Origin of the sequence: Sphingobacterium sp. UBA6320 (assembly GCF_002440335.1) — a bacterium.
In the GTDB taxonomy this organism is placed as follows: domain Bacteria; phylum Bacteroidota; class Bacteroidia; order Sphingobacteriales; family Sphingobacteriaceae; genus Sphingobacterium.
Genome location: NZ_DJTA01000008.1, coordinates 17,427 through 42,253 on the forward strand (window position 1 = coordinate 17,427; position 24,827 = coordinate 42,253).

The 24,827-nt window shown below is 39.6% G+C and carries 17 protein-coding genes; 14 read left to right on the forward strand and 3 right to left on the reverse strand.

Annotated features, from left to right (window positions below):
* Positions 1 to 49 precede the first annotated feature (49 nt).
* The 14 genes from B3P23_RS04060 to B3P23_RS04125 all read left to right on the forward strand — a co-directional run bounded on the left by B3P23_RS04060 (position 50) and on the right by B3P23_RS04125 (position 22,940).
* Positions 50 to 1,027 (forward strand): transketolase family protein, encoded by a 978-nt coding sequence (locus B3P23_RS04060; RefSeq protein WP_045753033.1) that lies wholly within the window; start codon positions 50 to 52, stop codon positions 1,025 to 1,027.
* Between the two features lie 264 nt (positions 1,028 to 1,291).
* Positions 1,292 to 2,137, forward strand: a complete 846-nt coding sequence (locus tag B3P23_RS04065; protein WP_248754080.1) for an alpha/beta hydrolase — start codon at positions 1,292 to 1,294, stop codon at positions 2,135 to 2,137.
* 135 nt (positions 2,138 to 2,272) lie between these two features.
* Positions 2,273 to 4,729 carry a glycoside hydrolase family 95 protein gene (locus B3P23_RS04070; protein WP_293924659.1) on the forward strand — a complete coding sequence of 819 codons (2,457 nt, stop codon included), beginning with the start codon at positions 2,273 to 2,275 and terminating at the stop codon, positions 4,727 to 4,729.
* Between the two features lie 90 nt (positions 4,730 to 4,819).
* Complete coding sequence (locus B3P23_RS04075) at positions 4,820 to 6,301, forward strand: xylulokinase (protein ID WP_045753035.1); 1,482 nt, start codon at positions 4,820 to 4,822, stop codon at positions 6,299 to 6,301.
* A gap of 6 nt (positions 6,302 to 6,307) precedes the next feature.
* Entirely contained in the window at positions 6,308 to 7,636 is a 1,329-nt protein-coding gene (xylA, locus tag B3P23_RS04080; RefSeq protein ID WP_248754078.1) for a xylose isomerase, read from the forward strand.
* 276 nt (positions 7,637 to 7,912) lie between these two features.
* Positions 7,913 to 9,766, forward strand: coding sequence for a sialate O-acetylesterase (locus B3P23_RS04085; RefSeq protein ID WP_293924662.1), 1,854 nt, complete (start codon positions 7,913 to 7,915; stop codon positions 9,764 to 9,766).
* A gap of 46 nt (positions 9,767 to 9,812) precedes the next feature.
* Positions 9,813 to 11,918 carry a hypothetical protein gene (locus tag B3P23_RS04090; protein ID WP_293924664.1) on the forward strand — a complete coding sequence of 702 codons (2,106 nt, stop codon included), beginning with the start codon at positions 9,813 to 9,815 and terminating at the stop codon, positions 11,916 to 11,918.
* A 35-nt stretch (positions 11,919 to 11,953) separates the two neighbouring features.
* Positions 11,954 to 13,537 carry a glycoside hydrolase 43 family protein gene (locus B3P23_RS04095; protein ID WP_293924665.1) on the forward strand — a complete coding sequence of 528 codons (1,584 nt, stop codon included), beginning with the start codon at positions 11,954 to 11,956 and terminating at the stop codon, positions 13,535 to 13,537.
* A 67-nt stretch (positions 13,538 to 13,604) separates the two neighbouring features.
* The gene (locus B3P23_RS04100) at positions 13,605 to 15,014 is read left to right on the forward strand and encodes a glycoside hydrolase family 43 protein (RefSeq protein WP_293924666.1); all 1,410 of its coding nucleotides are present in this window, start codon (positions 13,605 to 13,607) and stop codon (positions 15,012 to 15,014) included.
* Between the two features lie 371 nt (positions 15,015 to 15,385).
* The gene (locus B3P23_RS04105; protein WP_248754073.1) at positions 15,386 to 16,792 is read left to right on the forward strand and encodes an MFS transporter; all 1,407 of its coding nucleotides are present in this window, start codon (positions 15,386 to 15,388) and stop codon (positions 16,790 to 16,792) included.
* Positions 16,793 to 16,802: 10 nt separating this feature from the next.
* A complete protein-coding gene (locus tag B3P23_RS04110; RefSeq protein ID WP_248754072.1) occupies positions 16,803 to 17,957 on the forward strand; it encodes an endo-1,4-beta-xylanase in 1,155 nt (384 codons plus the stop codon).
* 11 nt (positions 17,958 to 17,968) lie between these two features.
* The gene (locus B3P23_RS04115) at positions 17,969 to 18,934 is read left to right on the forward strand and encodes a glycoside hydrolase family 43 protein (protein ID WP_045752658.1); all 966 of its coding nucleotides are present in this window, start codon (positions 17,969 to 17,971) and stop codon (positions 18,932 to 18,934) included.
* Positions 18,935 to 19,030: 96 nt separating this feature from the next.
* Positions 19,031 to 21,070: an alpha-glucuronidase gene (locus B3P23_RS04120; protein ID WP_293924671.1), complete on the forward strand. Its 2,040-nt coding sequence runs from the start codon at positions 19,031 to 19,033 to the stop codon at positions 21,068 to 21,070.
* 121 nt (positions 21,071 to 21,191) lie between these two features.
* Entirely contained in the window at positions 21,192 to 22,940 is a 1,749-nt protein-coding gene (locus B3P23_RS04125; RefSeq protein WP_293924673.1) for a glycoside hydrolase family 43 protein, read from the forward strand.
* Between the two features lie 171 nt (positions 22,941 to 23,111).
* On the opposite strand, the gene B3P23_RS04130 is transcribed toward B3P23_RS04125, so the two are convergent.
* The 3 genes from B3P23_RS04130 to B3P23_RS04140 all read right to left on the reverse strand — a co-directional run bounded on the left by B3P23_RS04130 (position 23,112) and on the right by B3P23_RS04140 (position 24,783).
* On the reverse strand, positions 23,112 to 23,948 hold the full coding sequence (locus tag B3P23_RS04130) for a sialate O-acetylesterase (protein ID WP_293924675.1): 837 nt from the start codon (positions 23,946 to 23,948) through the stop codon (positions 23,112 to 23,114).
* An 83-nt stretch (positions 23,949 to 24,031) separates the two neighbouring features.
* Positions 24,032 to 24,400 (reverse strand): hypothetical protein, encoded by a 369-nt coding sequence (locus tag B3P23_RS04135; RefSeq protein ID WP_260949838.1) that lies wholly within the window; start codon positions 24,398 to 24,400, stop codon positions 24,032 to 24,034.
* A 23-nt stretch (positions 24,401 to 24,423) separates the two neighbouring features.
* Positions 24,424 to 24,783, reverse strand: a complete 360-nt coding sequence (locus B3P23_RS04140; RefSeq protein ID WP_293924677.1) for a hypothetical protein — start codon at positions 24,781 to 24,783, stop codon at positions 24,424 to 24,426.
* Positions 24,784 to 24,827 lie beyond the last annotated feature (44 nt).

Here is a 24,827-nt window from a genome sequence, read left to right on the forward strand (position 1 = left end):
AAACCTAAATACCAATTAATCCATACAAACTATTCTATACGGGTAAAAAATGAAAAAATATACATATACAGAGTCTAAAGATACACGATCTGGTTTTGGAGCTGGTTTATTGGAAGCTGGAAGAAAAGATCCAAATGTCGTTGCGCTTTGTGCTGATCTGATCGGGTCATTAAAAATGAATGATTTCATTAAAGAATTTCCTGAAAGATTCTTTCAGATCGGTATTGCTGAGGCCAATATGATGGGGATCGCTGCAGGGTTAACGATCGGAAATAAGATTCCGTTTACGGGAACTTTTGCGAACTTCTCAACGGGAAGAGTTTATGATCAAATCCGTCAATCTATAGCCTATTCTGATAAAAATGTTAAGATCGCGGCGTCGCATGCAGGCCTGACGCTTGGCGAAGACGGTGCTACACACCAAATTTTGGAAGATATCGGATTGATGAAGATGTTACCGGGCATGACGGTGATCAACCCTTGTGATTATAACCAGACGAAGGCAGCTACAATTGCTGCTGCGAAATATTATGGACCAGTTTATCTCCGTTTTGGAAGACCAATAGTCCCTGTTTTTACACCAGAAGATCAAGAATTTGAGATCGGTAAGGCAGTTATGCTTAATGAGGGTAAAGATGTAACCATCATTGCAACTGGACATCTGGTATGGGAAGCAATTCAAGCTGGTGAGGAACTTGAAAAAATAGGTATAGATGCAGAAATTATTAATATTCACACGATTAAACCATTGGATGAAGAGGCTGTATTGAATTCTGTCAGAAAAACACGTTGTGTCGTTACAGCTGAAGAACATAATCGTCTGGGAGGTTTGGGCGATAGTATCGCACAATTACTGGCAAAAAAACAGCCTACCCCTCAAGAGTATGTTGCTGTAGATGATAGCTTTGGTGAATCGGGGACTCCTGCTCAATTGATGGAAAAATACGGTTTAAATGCAGCTAGTATTGTATTAGCGACTAAAAAAGTGCTTTCTAGAAAAGTATATCAAGATGCAACAGTAGCATAACATAACCACTTATATTTCCTTAATATTTATTTGAAAAGGAAATTATTTGCATAATTAATGAAAATAATTTTAGCTAAATAAAACCAATATTATTAAATTACAATATATATCTGTTTTACTATTTGATTTATGATTTTTTGGAATGCATAAATGCAGCAAGTATCGTCAAGATAGGATCTTTGGAAGTGTGCTTCTCTAAAATTTAAACCGAATAAAAGCCTATTGAAATTAAATAGTCAAAACCTAATTATAAACTACATGATCATGAAGAACGTATGGATTATACTACTTTTAGTTCTATCAATTTCCTTAGTGAGAGCGCAACAGAAGCATGCTCCTGCAGGATTTGATTTATATCAATCGGATATTTCACATGGTAAGATCGATACGATTTTTTATTTTTCATCAACTGTAGAGGCGAAACGAAGTGCTTTAGTATATCTGCCTCCGGGTTTTTCTCCGAAAAAATCTTATCCCGTACTTTATCTGTTACATGGAATCGGAGGTGATGAATATGAATGGTTGAAAAATGGTACACCTCAAATCATCTTGGACAATCTGTATGCCCAAGGTAAATTAGAACCCATGTTAGTGGTACTGCCAAATGGACGTGCCATGAAAGATGATCGTGCAAACGGCAACATCATGGCTGCTGATAAAATTGAAGCTTTTGCTACATTTCAACGGGATTTATTACAGGACTTGATTCCATATGTTGAAAAAAATTATCCTGCAAAGTCTGGTCAGATCAATCGTGCGCTGTTTGGATTATCTATGGGGGGAGGACAGGCTTTAAATTTTGGACTCGGGAACTTGGATACATTCGCTTGGGTAGGTGGTTTTTCTTCAGCACCAAATACACGTATGCCGGAGGAGCTTATTCCTAATCCACAGGAAGTTAAGGATAAACTCCAGTTACTTTGGATTTCATGTGGAGATCAAGATGGTTTAATTCAAATCACGAACAGAACGCACGATTATTTGGAAAAACACCAGGTGCCTCATGTATTTTACATCGAACCTGGAGGTCATGATTTTAATGTCTGGAAGAATGATCTGTATCTAGTTTCGCAATTATTGTTTAAAAATAGCGATCAAGATCATCAATAATTCTTTCAAACTACTTTAAATGGAGGACATCAATATCGTTGATGAGTCTCCCAGCGATAATTGGGATGATGGATAGGAAATAAGTTTAATGCATGGATGAAATAAGGGTAAATCCGATGTAGTCAAAATAAAATTATGAGATTAATACTAGCTGTTTTTTTTAATGTGATTTTTATAGGGATTATATCCGTGTTTAATTGCATGTTATTTGCTCAAAATAAGAATGCTCTTAAATTATGGTATGATAAACCGGTATTAGATCATATTTGGGAGCAGGCGCTGCCTATAGGAAATGGCCGCTTGGGTGCTATGGTTTATGGTATTCCGCAACGGGAAGAATTACAGCTAAATGAGGAAACGATTTATGCAGGAGGACCTTATCGAAATGACAATCATCATGCTTTGGCGGCACTTCCTGAAGTTCGACAATTAATCTTTGATGGAAAACCTGAAAAAGCGGATCAATTAATAAATCAATCATTTTTTACCAAAACCCATGGCATGCCCTATCAAACTGGGGGCAGTGTCATTTTAAATTTTCCAGACCACCAAGAATACCAAAATTATTACCGTGAATTGGATATTGAAAGCGCTGTTGCTCGATCTCGTTATACGGTAGGTGACGTGACATACACCCGTCAGGTGTTTTCGTCATTTGCGGATGATGTGATTATGATGCAGATTACAGCAAGTAAAAAGGGGGCGCTTAATTTTGAGATGGAATATGCAAACCCTTCCGATCATCAAGTTTTCAAATCAGGTGAAAGTTTAATTTTGGAAGGTAGAGGATCAACGCATGAGGGGATTAAAGGTCAAATTATCTATCAAGAGCAGACGGTTGTAAAAAATAAAGATGGTATAGTCGAGGTAACAAATAATAAAATAACCGTATCGGGTGCAACTTCTGTCGTGCTGTATATTTCGATTGCTACAAATTTTGTGAATTACAAAACAGTCGATAACGATCATGGAAGCAGAGCTGCACGTAAATTGTCATCAGCACAAAAAAAGAGCTTTCAAGAAGCACTTAAGCAGCATATTGCAATTTATAATAAACAATTTGCACGATTCAAATTAGATCTTGGTGAAAAAGCTGATGCTAAAAACATGACTATCACGGAGCGGATTGACAATTTCAAGACCACGCAAGATCCATCTTTGGTGGCCTTATTGGTTCAATTTGGACGTTATTTATTGATCTGTTCTTCACAACCCGGTGGCCAGCCGGCAAATTTGCAGGGCATCTGGAATAGATCGATGAATCCACCTTGGGACAGCAAATATACGGTCAATATTAATACCGAAATGAATTATTGGCCTGCCGAAGTAACGAATCTTTCTGAAACAAATGAGCCTTTGTTTCAGATGATTAAAGAGTTGAGTGAAAGTGGTCGTGAAACTGCTCGGATATTGTATGGCGCTGATGGTTGGGTGACGCATCACAATACCGATCTATGGCGCGTAACAAGCCCAATTGATTTTGCGGCAGCGGGTATGTGGCCGACAGGAGGGACATGGCTAACGCAACATGTATGGGAACATTATCTATACACGGGTGATAAAAAATTCTTAGCGGAGTTATATCCAGTGATGAAAGGGGCTTCGGACTTTATTTTATCCATATTAATTGCTCATCCAAAACATCCGGATTGGCTTGTTATTTCGCCATCTATATCCCCGGAGCATGGACCTATTTCTGCTGGAGTGACCATGGACAATCAACTGGCATTTGACATCCTGACGCGTACTGCCTTGGCGAGTAAAATTTTAGGTCAGGATCCGGATTATCAGACTAAATTGGTTTCTACTGCGCGACAAATACCTCCTATGCAAGTCGGAAGATATACACAATTGCAAGAATGGTTAGAAGATCTTGATGATCCGAAAAGTGATCATCGGCATGTATCACATTTGTATGGATTGTATCCTGGTCATCAAATATCCCCTTACCGCACAGCGGAGCTGTTTGAGGCTGCAAGAAATTCATTGCTGTACAGAGGGGATTTTGCAACAGGATGGTCTATCGGTTGGAAAATAAATCTTTGGGCACGTTTGCTCGATGGAAATAAGGCGTATCGGATCATTGACAATATGTTGACTTTAGCTGATAAAATGAGTCCAGAAGGACGTACGTATCCCAATATGTTTACCGCACACCCTCCATTTCAGATTGATGGCAATTTTGGTCTGAGCGTTGGAGTAGCCGAAATGCTCATGCAAAGTCATGATGGAGCTGTTCATGTATTGCCCGCTTTACCCGATTTATGGGGAGAAGGGTCTGTGGTGGGGATGATGGCAAGAGGTGGCTTTCATGTTGATATGAACTGGAAAGATGGGAGCATTGAGAACATGACAGTTACGTCCAAAATTGGCGGTAATTTACGCGTGCGATCGTATTGGCCACTGGCCGCAAAAGGCTTGAAGGAAGCAATGGGTGAAAATCCAAATGTATTGTTAAATCCTGTCACGGTAAAAGAGGCACTGGTATCAGCACAGGCCAATTTGAAGGGTAACCATTTGAGAAAAGTATATGAATATGATATTCCCACTCAGGCGGGCGAAAAATATGTTTTTGTACATGATCAGCAATAATGAGTAAAAAATTAATTAAGGAGATCAAGACGACTTTGGTCGCTGGTGGTTGATATAAATGTAAACGATAAATCATAAGGAAGATATTATATGTTATTATTAGGAATAGATCTAGGGACTTCCTCTATTAAAGTATCTGTGATCGATGCGCAGACCAATAGACGAATAGCATCTACACAGTACCCGGATAGTGAGGCGGCTATCATCTCGGAGCAGCAGGGATGGGCAGAGCAAGATCCACATGTCTGGTGGGATTATACGAAATTGGCGATCCAAAAACTGAACAGTACAGGCTTGTATAATCCGAAGCATATCGGTGCAATCGGTATTGCCTATCAAATGCATGGTTTAGTGATCGTGGATCATGACCAGCAACCGATACGCAATGCGATCATCTGGTGCGATAGTAGGGCGGTAGCAATAGGAGATGAGGCTATCTCCAATTTGTCTGCTACTGGTTTTTTAGGATCCCACCTCAATTCTCCAGGTAATTTTACGGCTTCAAAGTTGGCTTGGGTAAAGGAAAATGAACCTGAGCTGTATGCTAAGATTTATAAATTTATGCTTCCTGGTGATTATTTGAGTATGTGTCTAACGGGTGAGATCAATTCCAATATCAGTTCCATATCTGAAGGTATCCTATGGGATTTTAAGCAGAATAGTATTTCCGATACTTTACTTCATTATTATGGAATAGATCGCGATCTAGTACCCGAAATCTTACCTGTCTTTTCCAATTACGGTCAGATTAGGGCTGAAGTTGCCGATGAGCTGAATCTGTCTAGGGAAGCTTTTGTGAGCTACAAAGCGGGAGATCAGCCCAATAATGCATTGTCATTAAATGTATTTGAGCCTGGAGAAGTTGCTGCAACTGCTGGTACATCTGGTGTTATCTATGCGGTCACAGATCAACTGGTCTATGATCAAGAGTCGCGTGTGAACACTTTTGCTCATGTCAATCATGATCATGTCCAGACGAGCTTGGGCGTGTTGCTCTGTATCAACGGTACTGGTATTCAAAATAGCTGGATGAAAAAAATAACTGCTCGAGGGAATGATTATGTACAGATCAATCAATTAGCTTCCAATATTGCTATTGGTTCTGATGGTATTATCGTACTGCCATTTGGAAATGGAGCTGAACGCATGCTAAAAAATAAGATGGTGCATGCCCACATCGAAAATATAGATTTTGTACGACACGATGATGCCCATTTATGGCGTGCAGCACAAGAGGGAATAGCCTTCTCTTTTCGGTATGGTCTTGATATTTTGAGACAAAATGGTATCGAACCAAAGGTCATTCGAGCAGGACATGCCAATTTATTTTTGAGCCCTGTATTCCAGCAATCTTTTGCAGGAGTCACCAATGTGGAAGTCGAGCTATATGACAATGACGGCAGCGTGGGGGCTGCATTGGGTGCAGGACTGGGAGCGGAGATATTTGTTTCTCGTAAAGAAGCTTTTGCAGGATTGGAAAAACATGCCATCATTGAACCTTCGCATGTTGGTTTATATGATGAGTTATATGAAAAATGGAAAAATAGTTTAAATAGGAAATTGTTAAATTAATTAAAAATGGAAGTTTTATTAGGAAATCAAGAGTATTTTAAAAACATTGGCCAAGTTAAATATGAAGGAGTCGAATCGGATAATCCGTTAGCCTTTCGTTGGTATGATGCTAACCGTGTGGTAGCTGGAAAAACAATGGCAGAGCATTTTAAATTTGCATGCTCTTATTGGCATTCGTTTAATGGTAATGGATCTGATCCATTTGGTGGACCTACCCAGTTTTTTCCTTGGGATGCTAAATCTGGAATAATAGACAGAGCTAAAGATAAAATGGACGCTGCATTTGAATTTATGACGAAAATGCAATTGCCTTATTACTGTTTTCACGATGTTGATTTAGTGGACTATACCGATAATGTTGTTGAAAATGAGCAAAATCTGGAGCGTATTGTGAATTACGCTAAGGAGAAGCAAGCGCAAAGTGGTATTAAATTGCTTTGGGGTACAGCAAATTTATTTAGTCATCACCGCTATATGAATGGTGCATCGACTAATCCTGATTTTCATGTACTCGCTCATGGTGGAGCGCAGGTAAAGGCCGCGATTGATGCTACAATTGCACTTGGTGGCGAAAATTATGTTTTCTGGGGTGGTCGTGAAGGTTATATGTCGCTCTTGAATACTAATATGAAAAGAGAACAGGAGCATTTGGCTCGTTTTCTACATGTAGCAAAAGATTATGCGCGTAAAAATGGTTTTAAAGGTTCATTTTTCATTGAACCAAAACCATGTGAGCCTTCTAAACACCAGTATGATTTTGATGCGGCTACCGTGATTGGCTTTTTGAGAAAATATGATTTATTGGGTGATTTTCAATTGAATCTTGAAGTTAACCATGCTACATTGGCTGGACATACTTTCCAGCATGAATTGCAAGTGGCAGCTGATGCGGGACTTTTAGGTTCTATAGACGCTAACCGTGGAGATTATCAAAATGGTTGGGATACGGATCAATTTCCAAATGATTTGAATGAATTGACAGAATCTTTGCTCATTATTTTAGAAGCTGGTGGCCTAAATGGTGGAGGTGTTAATTTTGATGCTAAAATTAGAAGAAATTCAACAGATCCTGCTGATTTGTTTTATGCTCACGTGGGTGGTATGGACAATTTTGCAAGGGCTTTAGTGATCGCTGATAATATTCTTCAAAAATCTGATTATAAAAAAATTCGTTCACAACGTTATGCAAGCTTTGATACTGGGGCTGGGGCTGACTTTGAACAAGGTAAATTGACTCTAGAAGATTTAAGAAACTTTGCTGCTGAACATGGTGAACCAAAATTAATAAGCGGTAAGCAAGAATATTTAGAGAATTTAATCAACCGTTTTATTTAGTCGTTTAGTTTAATTGTTTTTTTTGCACTTTAAGTTATGGAGAGAGCAATCGCTCTTTTCATAGCTTATTTTAAACCGACTTCGACCTATTATGAGCATTTAATAAACCAATTTTACATTTCTACATTTACGATATAAAGATTAGAAATCTTCCATCTTTCTATCACAAGAACACTTAAATTCTTCCTCATAAAATAAAGGAAGAAAAGCATGCTATGTCATGGTGATAATTAATTGCGATATAATTTTAAATTAAAGAAAAATAATAGTTGTTTTATGAGAACTGTTGCTGTTTTGTTGAGTTTTATCATGTTCCAAACGGTCTTTGCAAAATTAAAGCTTCCTGCTTTAATTAGTGACCGTATGGTATTGCAGCGCGATATTGAACTTAAACTATGGGGCTGGGCAGATCGGGGCGAAAAGGTTACTATTCGTTTTCAAGGAAAAATTTATCAGACGCAACCAGGAGCTGACGGTAAGTGGTCGGTGATATTGCCTCCGCAGAAAGCAGGCGGTCCCTTTATTATGGAAGTTAATGAGATTATTATTCGCGATATTTTAATTGGTGATGTGTGGCTAGCTTCTGGACAGTCAAACATGGAAACTCCTATTTTGAGATTAGTGGATCGATACCCTGAGATCAATGTGTCCAATAACCATATGATTCGCTATTATAAAGTGCCCACACAGGAATCGATACATGAACAAGATGAAATCGCTTCTGGCGCCAAATGGTACTCCGCAATCGCTTCGGACGTAATCAACTGGACGGCTTTGGCTTATTTTTATGCACAAGAAGCTTACAGACATACAGGTATTCCTGTTGGTATGTTGGTGTCTAGCAAAGGTGGGAGCACGATCCAAAGTTGGGTGGATCAAGATCATCTGAAAGAATTTCCAGCATTGATTGTAAATAAAGAAGCATTACGGACAATGGAAACTGCTGCCATAGATCAAGGATCAAACAAATGGAATCGTACCGACTTTAACGATCGTGAATGGCAAACGGTATCGATACCAAGTCGTTGGAATGAGACTGGATTGAATATCAAGGGTACTGTTTACTATCGTAAGGATTTTGAATTACCTGCTGCTATGGAGGGAAAACATGCTAAGTTATACTTAGGCACTATGATCGATAGTGATTCTGTTTATGTGAATGGAAAATTTGTAGGTTCTACTTCATATTTCTATCCTCCGCGTAAGTATGATATTCCTGCGGGAATATTGATTGCGGGAAAAAATAATATCACCATTCGCTTAACCGCAAATGCAAATAACGGTGGATTTATTGAAGATAAACCGTATAAAATTGTAAATGATGAAATAGAAGTGGATCTGAAAGGATTATGGAAATATAAGGTTGGTCAAGATCTAGAGCTTTTGGAACAAACTAAAAAACAATTGGTAAACCTCCAATCCATGGGTTCAAGTTTATATCATGGTATGATTTACCCCCTGCGAGATTATCAAGTGAAAGGTGCGATCTGGTATCAGGGAGAAGGCAATGCTGGAGATCCAAATTACGAAAAATATTTAAAAGCACTGATCACAAACTGGCGAACGGTATTGAACCGACCTGAATTACCTTTTTTGCTGGTACAGCTCCCTAATTATTCGGCAAAATCTGTTCAACCTCCATTTCGGAGTGGATGGGCAAGTATTCGAGAAGCTCAATTGCACACGGCGTTGACCGTGCCGCAAACTGCAATGGCAGTGACTTATGATCTAGGCGAATGGAATGATATTCATCCGTTAAATAAAAAAGATCTTGCTCATCGTTTGTTTTTGCAAGCACGAAAATTGGTTTATGGAGAAAAGTTGGTTAGTGATGGTCCTCTTTATAAAAATATGAAGATCGATGGAAACAAGATTATTTTATTTTTCCATGCCGGTGCAGGCGGTTTAAAGAGCCGTGAAAATAGTTTAAAACATTTTGCAATAGCGGGTGAAGATCGGGTGTTCGTATGGGCAGATGCGATAATAAAAGATAATACCATTATCGTGAGCAGTCAGGAGGTCGCAAATCCCGTGGCTGTCCGTTATGCCTGGAGTGATAATCCTGAAGAGGCCAATCTTCAAAATAAAGAAAGATTACTCGCATCGCCCTTTCGGACTGATCAATGGTAGCAGGAGCTGCTGTTGGATGTATTTGATATGATAACATAAAAAAAATATGAATAAAATTAACTATATGTTTAAAAAAAAGACTGCTTTTTTATTATGTGCAGGTATGCTGATGCTATCGGCGCCCGCTGTGATGGCACAACAACAATCGTTGAAAAGCAATAAAATACAAAAGTTTGTTCACCAAGCTGCCGGCAATCCTTACTTACCGCTTTGGGAACATTTACCAGATGGAGAGCCTCGCGTTTTTGAAGATCCGGATCATCCGGGGAAATATCGTGCATATATTATTGGATCGCATGACCTGAGGTTTGATAGTTATTGTGGTCCTGATATTCGGATGTGGTCTGCACCTGTAGACGACTTGTCAAGCTGGAGAGATGATGGTCCGATATTTACTTACGAGATCGATGGACAGTGGGATGTGATGTATGCTCCAGATCTAGTGGAGGTGAAGAGAAAGGATGGGCGTAAAGAATACTATTTGTATCCGCACAGTAGGGGTGAAAACCGTGAAGCCATGGTCGCCAAAGCTAGTCGTCCTGATGGTCCTTTTATACCGATCAACATGACGGAAGACGGCAAGCGTACGCTACCTGGAAGTGTTATTGGATTTGATCCTGCAATATTTGTTGAGCAGATTACAGATCCAAAGGATCCTGATTTTCAGATTGGTTTTAGAGCATATGCCTATTGGGGATTTCAGCGTTCTTTAGCCGCTGAGTTGGACCAAAATACGATGTATTCGGTAAGACCTGGCAGAAAAATTATTGATCGTTTTATTCCTGCAAGTGCAAGTTATGGTGTACTGCGCGATCCTAAGGGGACAACTTATGCTCATATCTTACCCGGGGAAGATCTAGGTTCTTTCAACTTCTTCGAAGCATCTTCGATACGTAAAGTTGGGAATAAATTTGTATCGGTGTATAGTGGGTACTCAGGACCTGAGTATGGAGTGAACAGCTCTAATTCGACATTACGTTATCTGATCGGTGATTCGCCGTTAGGACCATGGAAGAGTGGCGGGGTACTGGTCGATTCGCGGGGACCTGTATTAAATTTAGATGGAACGGCTATTGTGACGAGTAATGCGGGGCATAATACGCATGGAAGTCTTGAAGAAATTAATGGACAATGGTATGTTTTTTATCATAGACCGCCAAGAGGATTTGGATTTGCGCGTCAAGCGGTCGTGGCTCCAGTTATTATAGATTGGGACGAGAAATCGGTTGCTCAAGGGGGATCTGTAAGAATTAGAGCTTTTGATCCTTATGGAGAAAATAAAATGGTGACTGTGAAGGACAGCCAAGGTAAAGAATATAAAGGAGCAGAAGTAACCTCTGAGGGCTTTCATATCTTTGGGCTTGATCCTTATCAATATTATTCAGCAGGATATGCAGCCTATCTTTCGGATATCAGCACGATGCAGGATTCATGGGATATATGGGACAATCATATGCCTGTGACCAATCTGCAAAACGGGAATATTACTGGTTTTAAATATTTTGGTTTTGGGGGGCTTAAAAAGGATCAATTTGGTTTGAAAGCTTTTCAAGGTACAAAAGAAGGTAACCATACGATGTTTAACCTATTTCTAACTCCAAAATCTAAAAAATCATTTAAAGTTAATGTATGGTTGGATGGTCCTTATGATAATGCGGTATGGAATGGTAAAAAAATAGGCGAAATCGTGGTGCCTGCTCAGTCGAAATTTGAGACTACACAGTTTAAAATCGATGTATCTAAATTTGTTGATCATCTTGATAAAAAGCATGCGATATACTTGGTGGCAGAGGGTGAAGATCATGAAATACTCTATGATTTGATCGGTCTGGGCTTTAGTTCGAAGAAACATAAAATTGATCGCCCAATCGTGCCTCAAGTGCGTATCGCTGTCAATGGCAAAGCACTGGAAATACCGGCTGTACCTGTTCGATCGACCAATGCGAATGGCATTGTTGATTATGATCAGTATGAGATCAAAAGCAAAATTTCTTCGCAAGCATCAACTGCACCTGTCGTGACGGCATCTGCAGATCATCCTGATGTCAAAGTGACGATTACACAGGCGGACTCTGCTTCGGGGACAAGCAGCGTCGTATTTAATTACAAAGGAGTATCCAAGATTTACAAGGTCATATTTACATCTGAATAAATCTATAAATCAATTTCAAAAAATAGATCAGCGTTATGAAAGTTCATTTTAAAGGTATGCGCATAGTATGTCATGTGGTCTGGGTCTGGGTGTTATTCATAAATCCAATTTATGGACAACAGATCGATCATCAGGCGCGTAATCCTATTATTTTTTCCGATGTACCGGATCTCTCCATGATACGAGTAGGTGAGACTTACTACATGAGCAGTACGACCATGCACATGAACCCCGGTTTACCGCTGATGAAGTCGAAAGATTTAGTGAATTGGGAAATGATCGGATACGGGCATAATGCTCTGGCGGATATGGACGAACTGAATCTCGATGATGGGAAAAATACATACGGTCGGGGATCATGGGCAAGTAGCTTACGCTATCATAATGGGACCTACTACGTCAGTACATTTGCACAAACAACGGGTAAGACGTATATCTATTCCACTCAAAATATCGAGAAGGGACCTTGGAAGCGCACAGAGTTTAAGCCTGCTTTGCACGATCATAGTTTATTTTTTGAAGGAGATCAGATTTATATGGTATGGGGGGGCGGTCAAATCAATATCATTGAATTGCTGCCTGATCTTTCGGGAGTGAAGCCGGAGACTCAACGTGTCTTGATTGAAAATGCCACTTTACCAACCACACCACTAGGCAAACAAGGGGGGCTTCCTGCTGAAGGCTCCCAATTGTTTAAAGTGAATGGAAAATATTATCTATTTAATATTTCCTGGCCTCCGGGCGGAATGCGGTCGGTGATCGTGCACCGTGCTGATCAACTTCATGGACCATATGAAGGACGTGTGGTGTTGCAAGATAAAGGGGTAGCACAAGGTGGATTGATTGATCAACCAAATGGTAAGTGGTATGCTTATCTCTTTCAGGATTATGGTGCCGTTGGGCGCATCCCGTATTTAGTACCTGTCCAATGGATCGATGACTGGCCGGTATTGGGTATTGATGGTCAAGTCCCGGATGTGCTGGATCTTCCTTCTAGTAAAGGATTGATTCCTCATCTGGTTAACTCGGATGATTTTGATCGTAAAGGTGGAGAACCTGCTTTACCACTGGTGTGGCAGTGGAACCATAATCCTGTGGCGGATCTTTGGTCCGTAAGTGCTAGAAAGGGACATTTGAGGTTGAAGACTGGGCGAGTAGATCAACAATTTTTACAGGCTAGAAACACATTGACACAGCGCACCTTTGGTCCAACATGCACAGGATCTACAGCTATAGATATTGCTAATATGAAGGACGGGGATTTTGCAGGTTTATCTTTATTGCAGAAAAACTATGGTTTGGTCGGTGTCCGTATGGACGGAGGAAAACATTTTTTAGTGATGGTCAATGCGATGACGGGAGCGGAAGAAGAGGTGGCCCATATTCCTTTACACCAAAAGAAAGTTTATTTAAAAGCCAACTGTGATTTTACCAACAAAAAGGATATGGCTACTTTTTTCTATAGCCTTAATGGAAAAGAGTGGGTTCCAATAGGTCCGCAGTTTAAAATGTCCTATACGATACCGCATTTTATGGGATATCGATTTGGCTTATTTTATTATGCGACCAAAACTGTCGGTGGATTTGTTGATTTTGATTATTTCCATATTAGTCCCTAACATTTGAATACATTTTTGAATTTCTCAATCGTATTTTTTGTAAAAAACACTTAATAATCTTTTAATCATGAAGAAAACAAAAATTGTATTGGGCATTTTAGCTTCTTGTGTGAGTACAGCTTTATATGCTCAGAATCCAATTATTCAAACTCATTTTACACCCGATCCTGCTCCTATGATTTATCAGGATAGGGTGTACGTGTATACGGGAGATGATCTACCGGGATATGACTTTTATTATATGACTAAATGGAGAGTGTACTCCTCTGCTGATATGGTCAATTGGACTGATCATGGTGTTCCGATTTCGCTAGAGTCTTTTAGTTGGGCACGGGATCGTGGTTGGGCAGCACAATGTGTGGAGCGGGATGGTAAATTTTACTGGTATATCTGTGCACAGACAATAAATAATGATATGGCTATTGGTGTTGCGGTTTCCGATAGTCCAACTGGGCCTTTTAAAGATGCATTGGGCAAGCCGTTGATTACCACTGGAAGCTGGTCTAATATTGATCCTACTGCTTATGTCGATGATGACGGTCAGGCTTATCTTTATTGGGGCAATGCCCATCTTTATTATGTCAAGCTCAATAAGGAGATGATTTCGTACGCCGGAGATATCACAGAGGTTCCGCAATCTGTTGCATCTTTTGGTGGACTCCGAAAACCGGGAAGAAGTGATGAGGCTTTAAAAAAGGGAGAGGAGTATGAGGATGTGTTTGTGGAGGGACCATGGTTTTATAAACGAAACAAAAAATACTATTTGATGTACGCCGGAATGACAAAGGGTGTCGAATGTTTGTCTTATTCTACGAGCAGTACACCTGTAGGGCCTTGGCAATATCAAGGAAAGATCATGACGGGACAGCCTACAAATAGTTTTACCAATCACGGAGGAGTCATTGACTTTAAAGGCAACTCCTATTTATTTTATCATACGGGTTTATTGCCTGGTGGTGGAAGTTATGGTCGATCTACGGCTGTGGAAGCATTCAACTATAACAAAGATGGCAGTATTCCTAATATTGCCATAAGTAAGGAGGGTGTAAACCCTGTAGGTACTGTCGATCCATACAAAAAAAATGAAGCCGAGATGATGGCCTGGTCCGAAAAATGTACGACAGCAGAAAATGAAGAGACTGGTGTATATGTCACTCAGATCCGCACGGGTGGATATATCAAGGTTCGAGCGGTAGATTTTGGCGATGGTGGTGCTGAATCATTTTCAGCTCGTTTGGCGGCAGGGCTCGATGGTGGAATTTTAGAAGTACGTTTGGATAGCGTGGCTGGTACTCAAGTGGCTGCTGTCCAAGTTCCCCGTACGGGCGGATGGAATACATGGCAAACCTTTCATGCTCCTCTATCGCAATCTGCTTTAGGGATTCGTGATGTATATTTTGTATTTAAAGGACAAAATATTACAGCAGGTCGTGAACTGTTCAATTTTGATCACTGGGTATTTCACGAAAAGCAATAGTGCCCTTATCTTCGTCATATGTTCATCTGTATAACCTTTTCAGATCTTACCTCAATAAAAGACCATCACAACTATCATCCTAAATTTATATTTTTTTCTTAAATAAGAACAGCAAGTGGTTTATTATGTAATAAACCGAGATGATCAGCAGTTTTTTGTTGTTATTTAAACATTTTTATCTGTTAATAAGACATATGTATCAGGTGCTAAATCGTCGTACTAGTAATTTTACAATGGTAATAGCGAACTCTTGACCGATAATAAATCAATTCTATTCAACATGATTGTGCATCAATCATGTTGAAATAGGAATTATACTATACCATTATGATAATCAATAACGACCAATTATTTACACTATATAAATGAAAATGAAAACGCAAACGATAGGCGAACAAAAAGGTTTCTATAAGCTTTCGCAATTGCAACGAATAGGGTTTGGATCTGGTGATTTGGCGCAAAACCTCATCTATCAGACTGTGTCGATGTATCTGCTTATTTTTTATACCAATGTATTTGGTATATCTGCTGCTGCGGCAGGAATTATGTTTTTAGTCGTGCGGATCGTTGACGTGATCTGGGATCCCATTGTGGGCGCTTTTGTAGATAAGAGAAATCCAAGAATGGGTAAATACCGATCCTATTTAATCTTGGGCGGGATTCCTTTGACCGGTCTGGCTATTCTCTGTTTTTGGAATGGATTTTCAGGTTCATTGGTCTATGCCTATATCACCTATGTTGGTCTATCGATGATTTATACTTTAATTAATGTTCCGTATGGTGCATTAAATGCCTCCTTGACTCGTGACACAGATGAGGTTACCAAGCTTACTTCAACGCGTATGTTTATGGCGAATATGGGGGGACTGGCTGTTGGTTATGGGGTACCGATCATGGTGCAATATTTTTCTCCTGATGGAAAGATTAATTCGCAGGAATCTGCTGAAGCGTGGTTTATTACGATGACGATCTATGCTATTGTTGGTTTGTTTTTACTGATATTCTGTTATACGCAAACTCAGGAGCGTGTTGTTATGGATGAAAAAGAGACCGAGAATGTAAAAGTTTCTGATTTATGGACTGAATTTAAGCATAATGGACCGTTGCGGGTGTTAGCTTTTTTCTTTATCACGGCATTTGCCATGATGGCAATAGGTAATTCAGCAGGGTCATATTATATGATTTATAATGTTCAAGCTCCAGAAATGCTTCCCTATTTTATGGCATTGGGGTCTATTCCGGCTTTTATTTTTATGCCTCTTGTACCTGCTATTAAACGTGCGATCGGTAAAAAACGCATGTTTTATGTGTTTTTAACTATTGCAGTATTAGGAATGGTCATGTTGTATAGTATTTCAGTTGTCCCAGCGCTAAAGACACAGGTGTGGTTGGTGTTAGTGGCACAATTTATCAAATCTACGGGAGTAATCGTTGCGACCGGATATATGTGGGCATTGGTTCCGGAGGTGATCTCCTACGGTGAACACGCGACTGGAAAACGCATATCTGGCATCGTGAATGCCTTAACGGGTATTTTCTATAAAGCGGGAATGGCTTTAGGTGGTGTTGTACCGGGACTTGTATTAGCTTATGTCGGTTTTGACAAAGATAATACCGTGTCGCAATCTGCATATGCCGAGCAAGGTATCCTTTGGCTGGTGGCAATTATCCCTGCCATTTTATTAATAGGCGCCATGTTTATCATCTCCAAATATGAATTGGATGATGCTGTTATTGACAAAATAAATCATGAAATAGAATCTAGACATAAGAATTAAATCATTAAAAATGAAGATAGCAAAGATATTTTTGTTAACGGGCATGGCTACATTAAGTTTAGCATGTAGTTCAACTAAATCACAGCAGATGCAGGTTGACAGTACTTATAATAACCAAGTCGTACTTAAGAACGCTTTTAAGGGTAAATTTTATATCGGTACGGCGTTAAATCTGGATCAGATATGGGGACGCAATAATGCTGCTCTTGCTGTTGTTAAAGAACAATTTAGTGCGATCGTTGCCGAGAATTGTATGAAAAGCATGTATATGCAACCGCGCGAAGGTGAGTTTAACTTTAAAGATTCAGATCGTTTTGTTGAATTTGGAGAAAAAAATGCTATGCATATTACTGGACATACCCTTATTTGGCATTCACAAGCACCCAATTGGTTTTTTGTGGATAAGAACGGGAAACAGGTTTCGCGCGAGGTCTTGATTGAAAGAATGCGCAATCATATACATACGGTTGTTGGTCGATATAAAGGGCGTATTCACGGTTGGGATGTTGTGAATGAAGCCGTTTTGGATAACGGTGAATTGCGTAAAAGTAAGTTTTATGAAATCATAGGTGAAGACTTTATCAGGCTTGCTTTTCAATTTGCTCAAGAGGCAGATCCCAATGCGGAGTTGTATTATAATGACTATTCTACAGCAATTCCTGCTAAAAGAGATGGGATCGTCAAGCTGGTGAAAAACGTGTTAGACTCGGGAGGTCGGGTTGATGCCATTGGGATGCAAGAACATCATGGCTTAGATAATCCTGCTATAGCTGAAGTTGAAAAGACAATCATTGACTTTGCAAGCTTGGGTACAAAAGTAATGGTGACCGAAATGGATATCTCGGTACTTCCTCATGCTCGACCGCACATGGGTGCAGAGATCAGTGAAACATATCAATATAAAAATGAATTAAATCCTTATGTGGATAGTTTGCCTACGGCAATTTCTGCTGCTTTGGCAAATCGTTATGAGGAATTTTTTGGACTATATCTCAAACATGATGACAAAATAACGCGCGTGACAGTATGGGGGGTCGGTGACGGTGACTCATGGAAAAATGGATGGCCTATTCCTGGGCGTACGGATTATCCTTTGTTATTTGATCGTCAATATAAGCCTAAAGCTTTTATAAAGGATATCGTTGAATTAGCAAAACAAAAATAAACATATACTGAATGAATAAGGGAAGATATTTAGCGCCACATGATTTTATGGCAGATCCGTCGGCTCATGTTTTTGAGGATAAAATTTATATTTATCCTTCTCATGATTGGGAAAGCGGAATTTTAGAAAATGATAATGGTGATCATTTTAATATGAGGGATTACCATGTTTTCTCCATGGATGATATCGATGGAGAGGTCGTGGATCATGGCAAAGTATTGGAAGTGGGCGATATTCCATGGGGTGGTAGACAGCTGTGGGATTCGGATGTAGCACACAAAAATGGTCAGTATTATCTTTATTTCTCTTTAAAGGATAAGACCGATATTTTTAGGTTAGGTGTAGCCGTAAGTAAGACGCCATATGGTCCTTTTATCCCACAAGAGCACCCGATTTTGGGTAGTTACAGTATTGATCCCTGTGCTTTCGAAGATGATGATGGAACGCATTATATTTACTTTGGAGGTATATGGGGTGGACAATTACAATATTATAGGGACAATAAAATCAATTATCCAATGGATTTGCCTCATTGGCATGAATCAGCTCTATGTCCAAAAATAGCCAAATTGTCGGATGATATGTTGCAGTTTGGGGAGGAACCAAAGGATGTTCTTATTGTAGATCAAGAGGGTAACCCGCTCAAGCAAGGTGATCTGGATCGTCGTTTTTTTGAGGCTTCTTGGATGCATAAATATGGCGATAAATATTATTTTTCATACTCTACCGGCGATACGCATTTATTGTGTTATGCTATCGGGGACAATCCATATGGTCCTTTTACTTATCAAGGCGTTATTTTGACACCAGTTGTAGGTTGGACGACGCATCATAGTATTTTAAAGTTTAAGGGTAAATGGTATTTATTTCATCATGACTGTGTTCCATCGGGTGGTAAAACATGGTTACGAAGTATGAAAGTAGTGGAACTAGAGTATGATGAACATGGGCTGATCAAGACTATTGAAGGACAATAAGATCAAAATTGTTTTTTTTAACAATGATTCTGCTGACCTACTTACTTAACTAAACTCTAACTGAGATATCTCATTATAAATACGATACTTACAACTATGATGAAAGTCATTATATTGCTTTTACTCTTTATTTTTCCTTACTCTATTGTTCGCGCAGAGGATGGAAGTAAGCTTTGGCTTCGATATGTTTCTGTTTCTAAAGATGTTGCTAATAATCGTTCGATCAGCGTTCATTCGAAGGATCCGATTGTTCTATTAGCAAAGCAAGAATTAGTTAACTTTTGGGGGAAACAGTCTATTGAATTAGCGGTGGATCGAAAATTAACGTATTTAAAAGATGGATTTAAAATAACGGGCAATTTAAATCGGATAAAAGTGGTTGCACCTGAGCCTGTAGGGCTGTTATATGCGGCTTATCATTTGTTGCAGCTTCAGGCTACCAATCAACCTGTTTCCAATTTAAATGTAGAAGAAATACCCTCATTTGATATCCGGATTCTTAATCATTGGGATAATCTGGATCGCACCGTTGAACGTGGTTATGCAGGATATTCGTTGTGGAAATGGGACGAATTGCCAGATGTCATATCTCCTCGATATGAGGAGTATGCACGAGCTAATGCTTCTATTGGTATCAATGCTGTAGTTATTAATAATGTAAATGCTTCTCCTCAAATTTTGAGTTCGGAATATTTGATTAAATTAAAAGGTCTGGCTGATATCTTTAGAAGATATGGCATCAAAGTTTATCTGTCTGTTAACTTTTCTTCTCCAAAAATATTAGGGGGTACGAAAGACTCAGATCCGCTTAATCCTGAGGTCATTTTATGGTGGAAGAATAAGGTGAAAGAGATTTATCAGGTAATTCCTGACTTTGGTGGCTTTTTGGTGAAAGCTAATTCTGAAGGGCAGCCAGGGCCCCAAGACTATGGGCGTACGCACGCTGATGGGGCAAATATGCTTGCAGATGCCGTAAAAGCATACCATGGTGTGATTATGTGGAGAGCTTTTGTTTATAATCCTTCTTCTGAAGATCGAGCCAAACAGGCCTATCAAGAATTTGTACCTCTCGATGGTGCATTCAGAGATAATGTGATCATTCAAATCAAAAATGGGCCGATCGATTTTCAGCCTCGTGAACCCTTTAATCCACTCTTCGGTGCACTTCGGAAAAGTAATGAGATGGTCGAATTCCAGATCACTCAAGAATATCTGGGGTTTGCGAACCACTTAGCCTATCTAGCACCACTATTCAAAGAGACACTGGATAGTGATACTTATGCCGATGGAAAGGGGAGTACAGTCGCAAAATTGACAGATGGTACATTAAGACCAGCACGGAAAACAGCGATTGCTGCAGTGGCTAATATTGGTGAAGATCGTAATTGGACAGGTCACCACTTTGGGCAGGCAAATTGGTTTGCGTTCGGAAGGCTGGCTTGGAATCATGAGCTATCTTCTGAACAAATTGCCGAGGAATGGATTAGCATGACTTTTTCGACGGATAAAAAGTTTATTGACCCTGTGAAGAAAATGATGATGGGTTCGCGAGAAACGGTGGTTAACTATATGATGCCTTTGGGGCTACATCATATATTTGCCTTTGACCATCACTATGGTCCTGAACCTTGGGGTGATCAGGAAGGAGGTCGTCCAGACTGGATGCCTTGGTATTATCATAATGCAGATACTGTAGGGTTGGGATTTGATCGCACTTCTAATGGCAGTAATGCTATATCTCAGTACCGTCCACCTATTCAAGAGGTTTTTGGAGATATCCAATTATGTCCAGATCAGTATTTACTTTGGTTTCACCATGTGCCATGGAGCTATACCATGAAAAGTGGACGTTCCATGTGGGATGAATTGTGTTACAAATATGATGCTGGGGTGCAACAGGTACGTACCATGCAACAGGCTTGGGATAGATTGGAGGGGCAAGTTGACCAGCAGCGATTTGTTGAGGTACAATCGAAATTGAAGATTCAATCTAGGGATGCGGTATGGTGGAAAGATGCCTGCCTTCTTTATTTCCAAACTTTTTCCAAAAAACCTATTCCTTATGTTTTGGAAAGGCCAGTGCATGAACTGGAAGATTTGAAAAAAATAAAATTGGATATGAAACATCATAATTGATCAGAACTCCATATCTGCGTACTTATCCAGTCAAATGCACTGCTAGCCTGTGCGGAAGATTAGGATTATATTTAGAAAAAAATAGGTTAAGATTAAGATTTAAAAAAATAAAATACAGATAATGCAGCAGTTAAAAAATAAAAAACTAGGATTACTGTCGGGTCTCGTTGCTTTTGTTTTGATGTCATCGAGTCCGGTGGTAAAGTCCGATAAGGACCATGTAAGGAACGCGGGACAGCCTGTCTACAGTAATTTTAAATACACGGGCAACGATCGGGTGTACAGTGAAAACCCGCTTGTCCCAGGAAAGTTTTACAATACGATATTGCAGGGCTGTTATCCAGATCCGAGTATCACGCGAAAGGGAGATGATTATTATCTGGTCGCGTCATCGTTTGTGATGTTCCCTGGTGTACCTATTTTTCATTCAAAGGATATGGTCAACTGGAAACAGATCGGGCATGTGCTCAATCGAGAGTCTCAACTCCAAGTAGGCGTCGCTGGTATCAGCGAGGGTGTCTATGCTCCAGATATTATGTACAACCCCAATAATGATACTTTTTACATGATCACGACGCAATTTGCTTCGGGAATCGGTAATATGGTTGTCAAAACGAAAGATCCTAAACAAAATAATTGGTCTGATCCGATTAAATTACAATTTGAGGGAATTGATCCTGCTTTGTTTTTTGATGACAATGGAAAGGCTTATGTAGTCCATAATGATGCTCCTGACCCAGGAAAAGAATTGTATACCGGGCATCGGGTCATTAAAATTTGGGAATATGATGTGGAGAAAGACCAAGTAGTAGCTGGCTCCAGTAAGATTATTGTTGATGGAGGGGTAGATCTGTCCAAAAAACCGATCTGGATCGAAGCGCCACATATTTACAAGAAAAATGGAAAGTACTATCTGATGTGTGCAGAAGGGGGAACCGGGGGCAATCACAGTGAAGTTATTTTTTCAAGTGATCATCCGATGGGACCTTATACTCCTGCAAAAAAGAATCCTATTCTGTCGCAGCGCCATCTCGCTGCTGATCGACAAAATAAGGTAGATTGGGCAGGTCATGCGGATCTGGTTCAGACCCCTAATGGTGAATGGTATGGTGTCTTCTTAGCGGTGAGGCCTAATGAGCAGTCTCGTGTCAACACGGGTAGAGAAACCTTTGTATTACCTGTTGATTGGTCTGGAGAATGGCCTGTTTTTGAGGGGGGGATGGAACCGCTAAATGCTTTGGTACGTGCACCCAAAGGAGTTAAAAAAAGTAAGGATCAATCCACGTACTTTCCAACTGGAAATTTTACTTACAGTGATAAATTGAATGGGAAGAAATTAGATGATCGATGGATTGCGTTGCGTGGACCGCGTGAGAAGTTTATCGTGCATGAAAATAATGGATTGGCCATTAAACCTTTTCATGTGGATATTAAAGAGAGAAAACCGATCTCTTCTTTATTCTATAGACAACAACATATTGCATTTACGGCAGAGGTAACCATGGATTATGTACCTAAATCTGAACAAGATCTTGCTGGTATTACTTGTTTGCAAAGTGAAAAGTTTAACTATGTATTTGGCTTGACTAAGTCAGGTAATGATCATTATCTGCTACTAGAACGTACTGAAAATGGTGTTAGCAAAGTGGTCGCTAAGCAAAAAATCAGTAAATTGGGTAAAATTAATCTCCGTGTCAGTGCTGTAGGTGATCAATATAAATTTTCATATACTATCCATGGAGATGCTTATGAGAATCTGGGCGGAACGGTATCGGGTGATATTCTTTCTACGGACGTTGCAGGTGGATTTACAGGATCTATGATCGGACTTTATAGCACTTCTGCCTATACCAATAACTTAGGGAAGTAGTCTTATTGTATCTCAAAAAAAGCTTATTAAAGAAATGATTGATATTAATTTCTTTAATGAGCTTTTTTTATTGAAGTAGCTTTCAATCGTGCGTATAGTTGAAGAATCGGACGCTATCTATTCTGTAGAATGGGATGGACCGTCTTATGGATAGGAAAAATCGAGATTCGTTCAATTATTCAGTTGTAGGATAACTTTAGCATAGTTTGTACCCAGTTTTCGGTATCCAGCAGCGCTAAAATGCAGGCCATCGGGTATGCCTTCACAATCTTTTGAAGATACAATGTGGGCGTTGCGAATGGTTTGAGGTAACGTTTGAATGATGGCATTCATACTTGCACATTTACCTCCCTGCTCTGCAGCTAATAATTCTCCAGCTAATAGCGGTGTTTCTTCACTTTTTAAAGCAAGATCTTTCAATAAATTTTGATAGACTTTGTTTACTTTATTTGGCCAATCTTGATCTCCCGTATTGGACTCACCTTGGTGTAGTAAAATTCCTTTGATTACACCCGTTTTTATGGCAATCTTGGCCATTTCTACTAATCTTGCATAGGGGTTGTTATCATATGCTGCTAGCATGCCTTTCATCCATTCTGGTGCTTTAGCTACATAATTGGATAAACTGTCTTGATTAAATAACTGAATATGGCAGCCTCCAACGGATACATTGATGACGCCTATACGGATGCTATCTGGTAAATTTTCAACAAGTGTTTTGCCAAAATAATCGGCAGGTGTCAATCCTGTATTGCAACGGGTAATTGGGGACTTTGCGAGATACCATTCGCCTTTTTTACGATCAAGATCTGGACAGTCTACAGCTTGTAGAGCATAGAAACGTTTATTCGTGACGGTGTCCTGATCTTCAAATTTACTATGGCCCTCCATATTGGACTGGCCGAAACAGAGGTAGATATGAAAGTTTTTGTCTTGGCAGTACCCTAAGGTGCAAAAAAAAGAAAACAAGAAAAGCAATTGATAGTTGATTATGTTTTTTTTCATCATATTATAGTTTTTTAAATTTTTATATAGAGGGGGATTGTCCCCCTCTATTTTTCCCAAAATAAGTTATCCTTTTTTTTATTGGTTTACCAGTTGAACATGACTAATCCAATGGAGTTGGAAGTACATACAATACCAACTTCGATTGCGTACCAAAATCCAGTAAAGGTTTGATTACCCCCAGATGAAGCTCCAAAGTTATAATTATGAAGGGGTATTCCGCCATGTTTTAAATAGGCCGATCCAGACGTAGGGATATAGGAAGGTTCACCTCCATTGCTATACGAACATTGAAATGCGACTTCACAATACTTATTGATCGATACGATCTGACTATTGCTGGGCGGATACATACCTGAGACTGTTGATGCCATAAGGCCTATGCCATTGGTATAGGCAAAGCTCATGGTGACACTCGTCATCAATAAGCTTATTATTAAAATGATCTTTTTCATACTGTTTAAAATTGAGAACATAATTAAAACCAACTTACTGTTGCTGTTCCTTGTGCTCCAAGTGGTCCACCAGCATAAATGTATACGGTTAGGGATGACCAATATCTACCTGAGCCTAAAACCGAGTATCTACTATCTCCATTTCCTTCTGACCAACCATACTCTCCAAGTAATCCATCACCAAAGGCTGTCGCAGTTCCAGATGTTGCATTACTCCATTCACAGCTAAATTGAAGATAAGTACAGTGACTATTGATATTTACCCCCATGGCAGCATGCTGATTTGGCGTACTGGCATAAGCCGTGACACTTTGTTGATTGAATGCATAAGTAGCTGCTGCGCTGCTTAATAGCAAAGTTAAGATTAAAACAATTTTTTTCATGATTTTTTTGATTTACAAAATGATTAAATATGGATAATTTATAA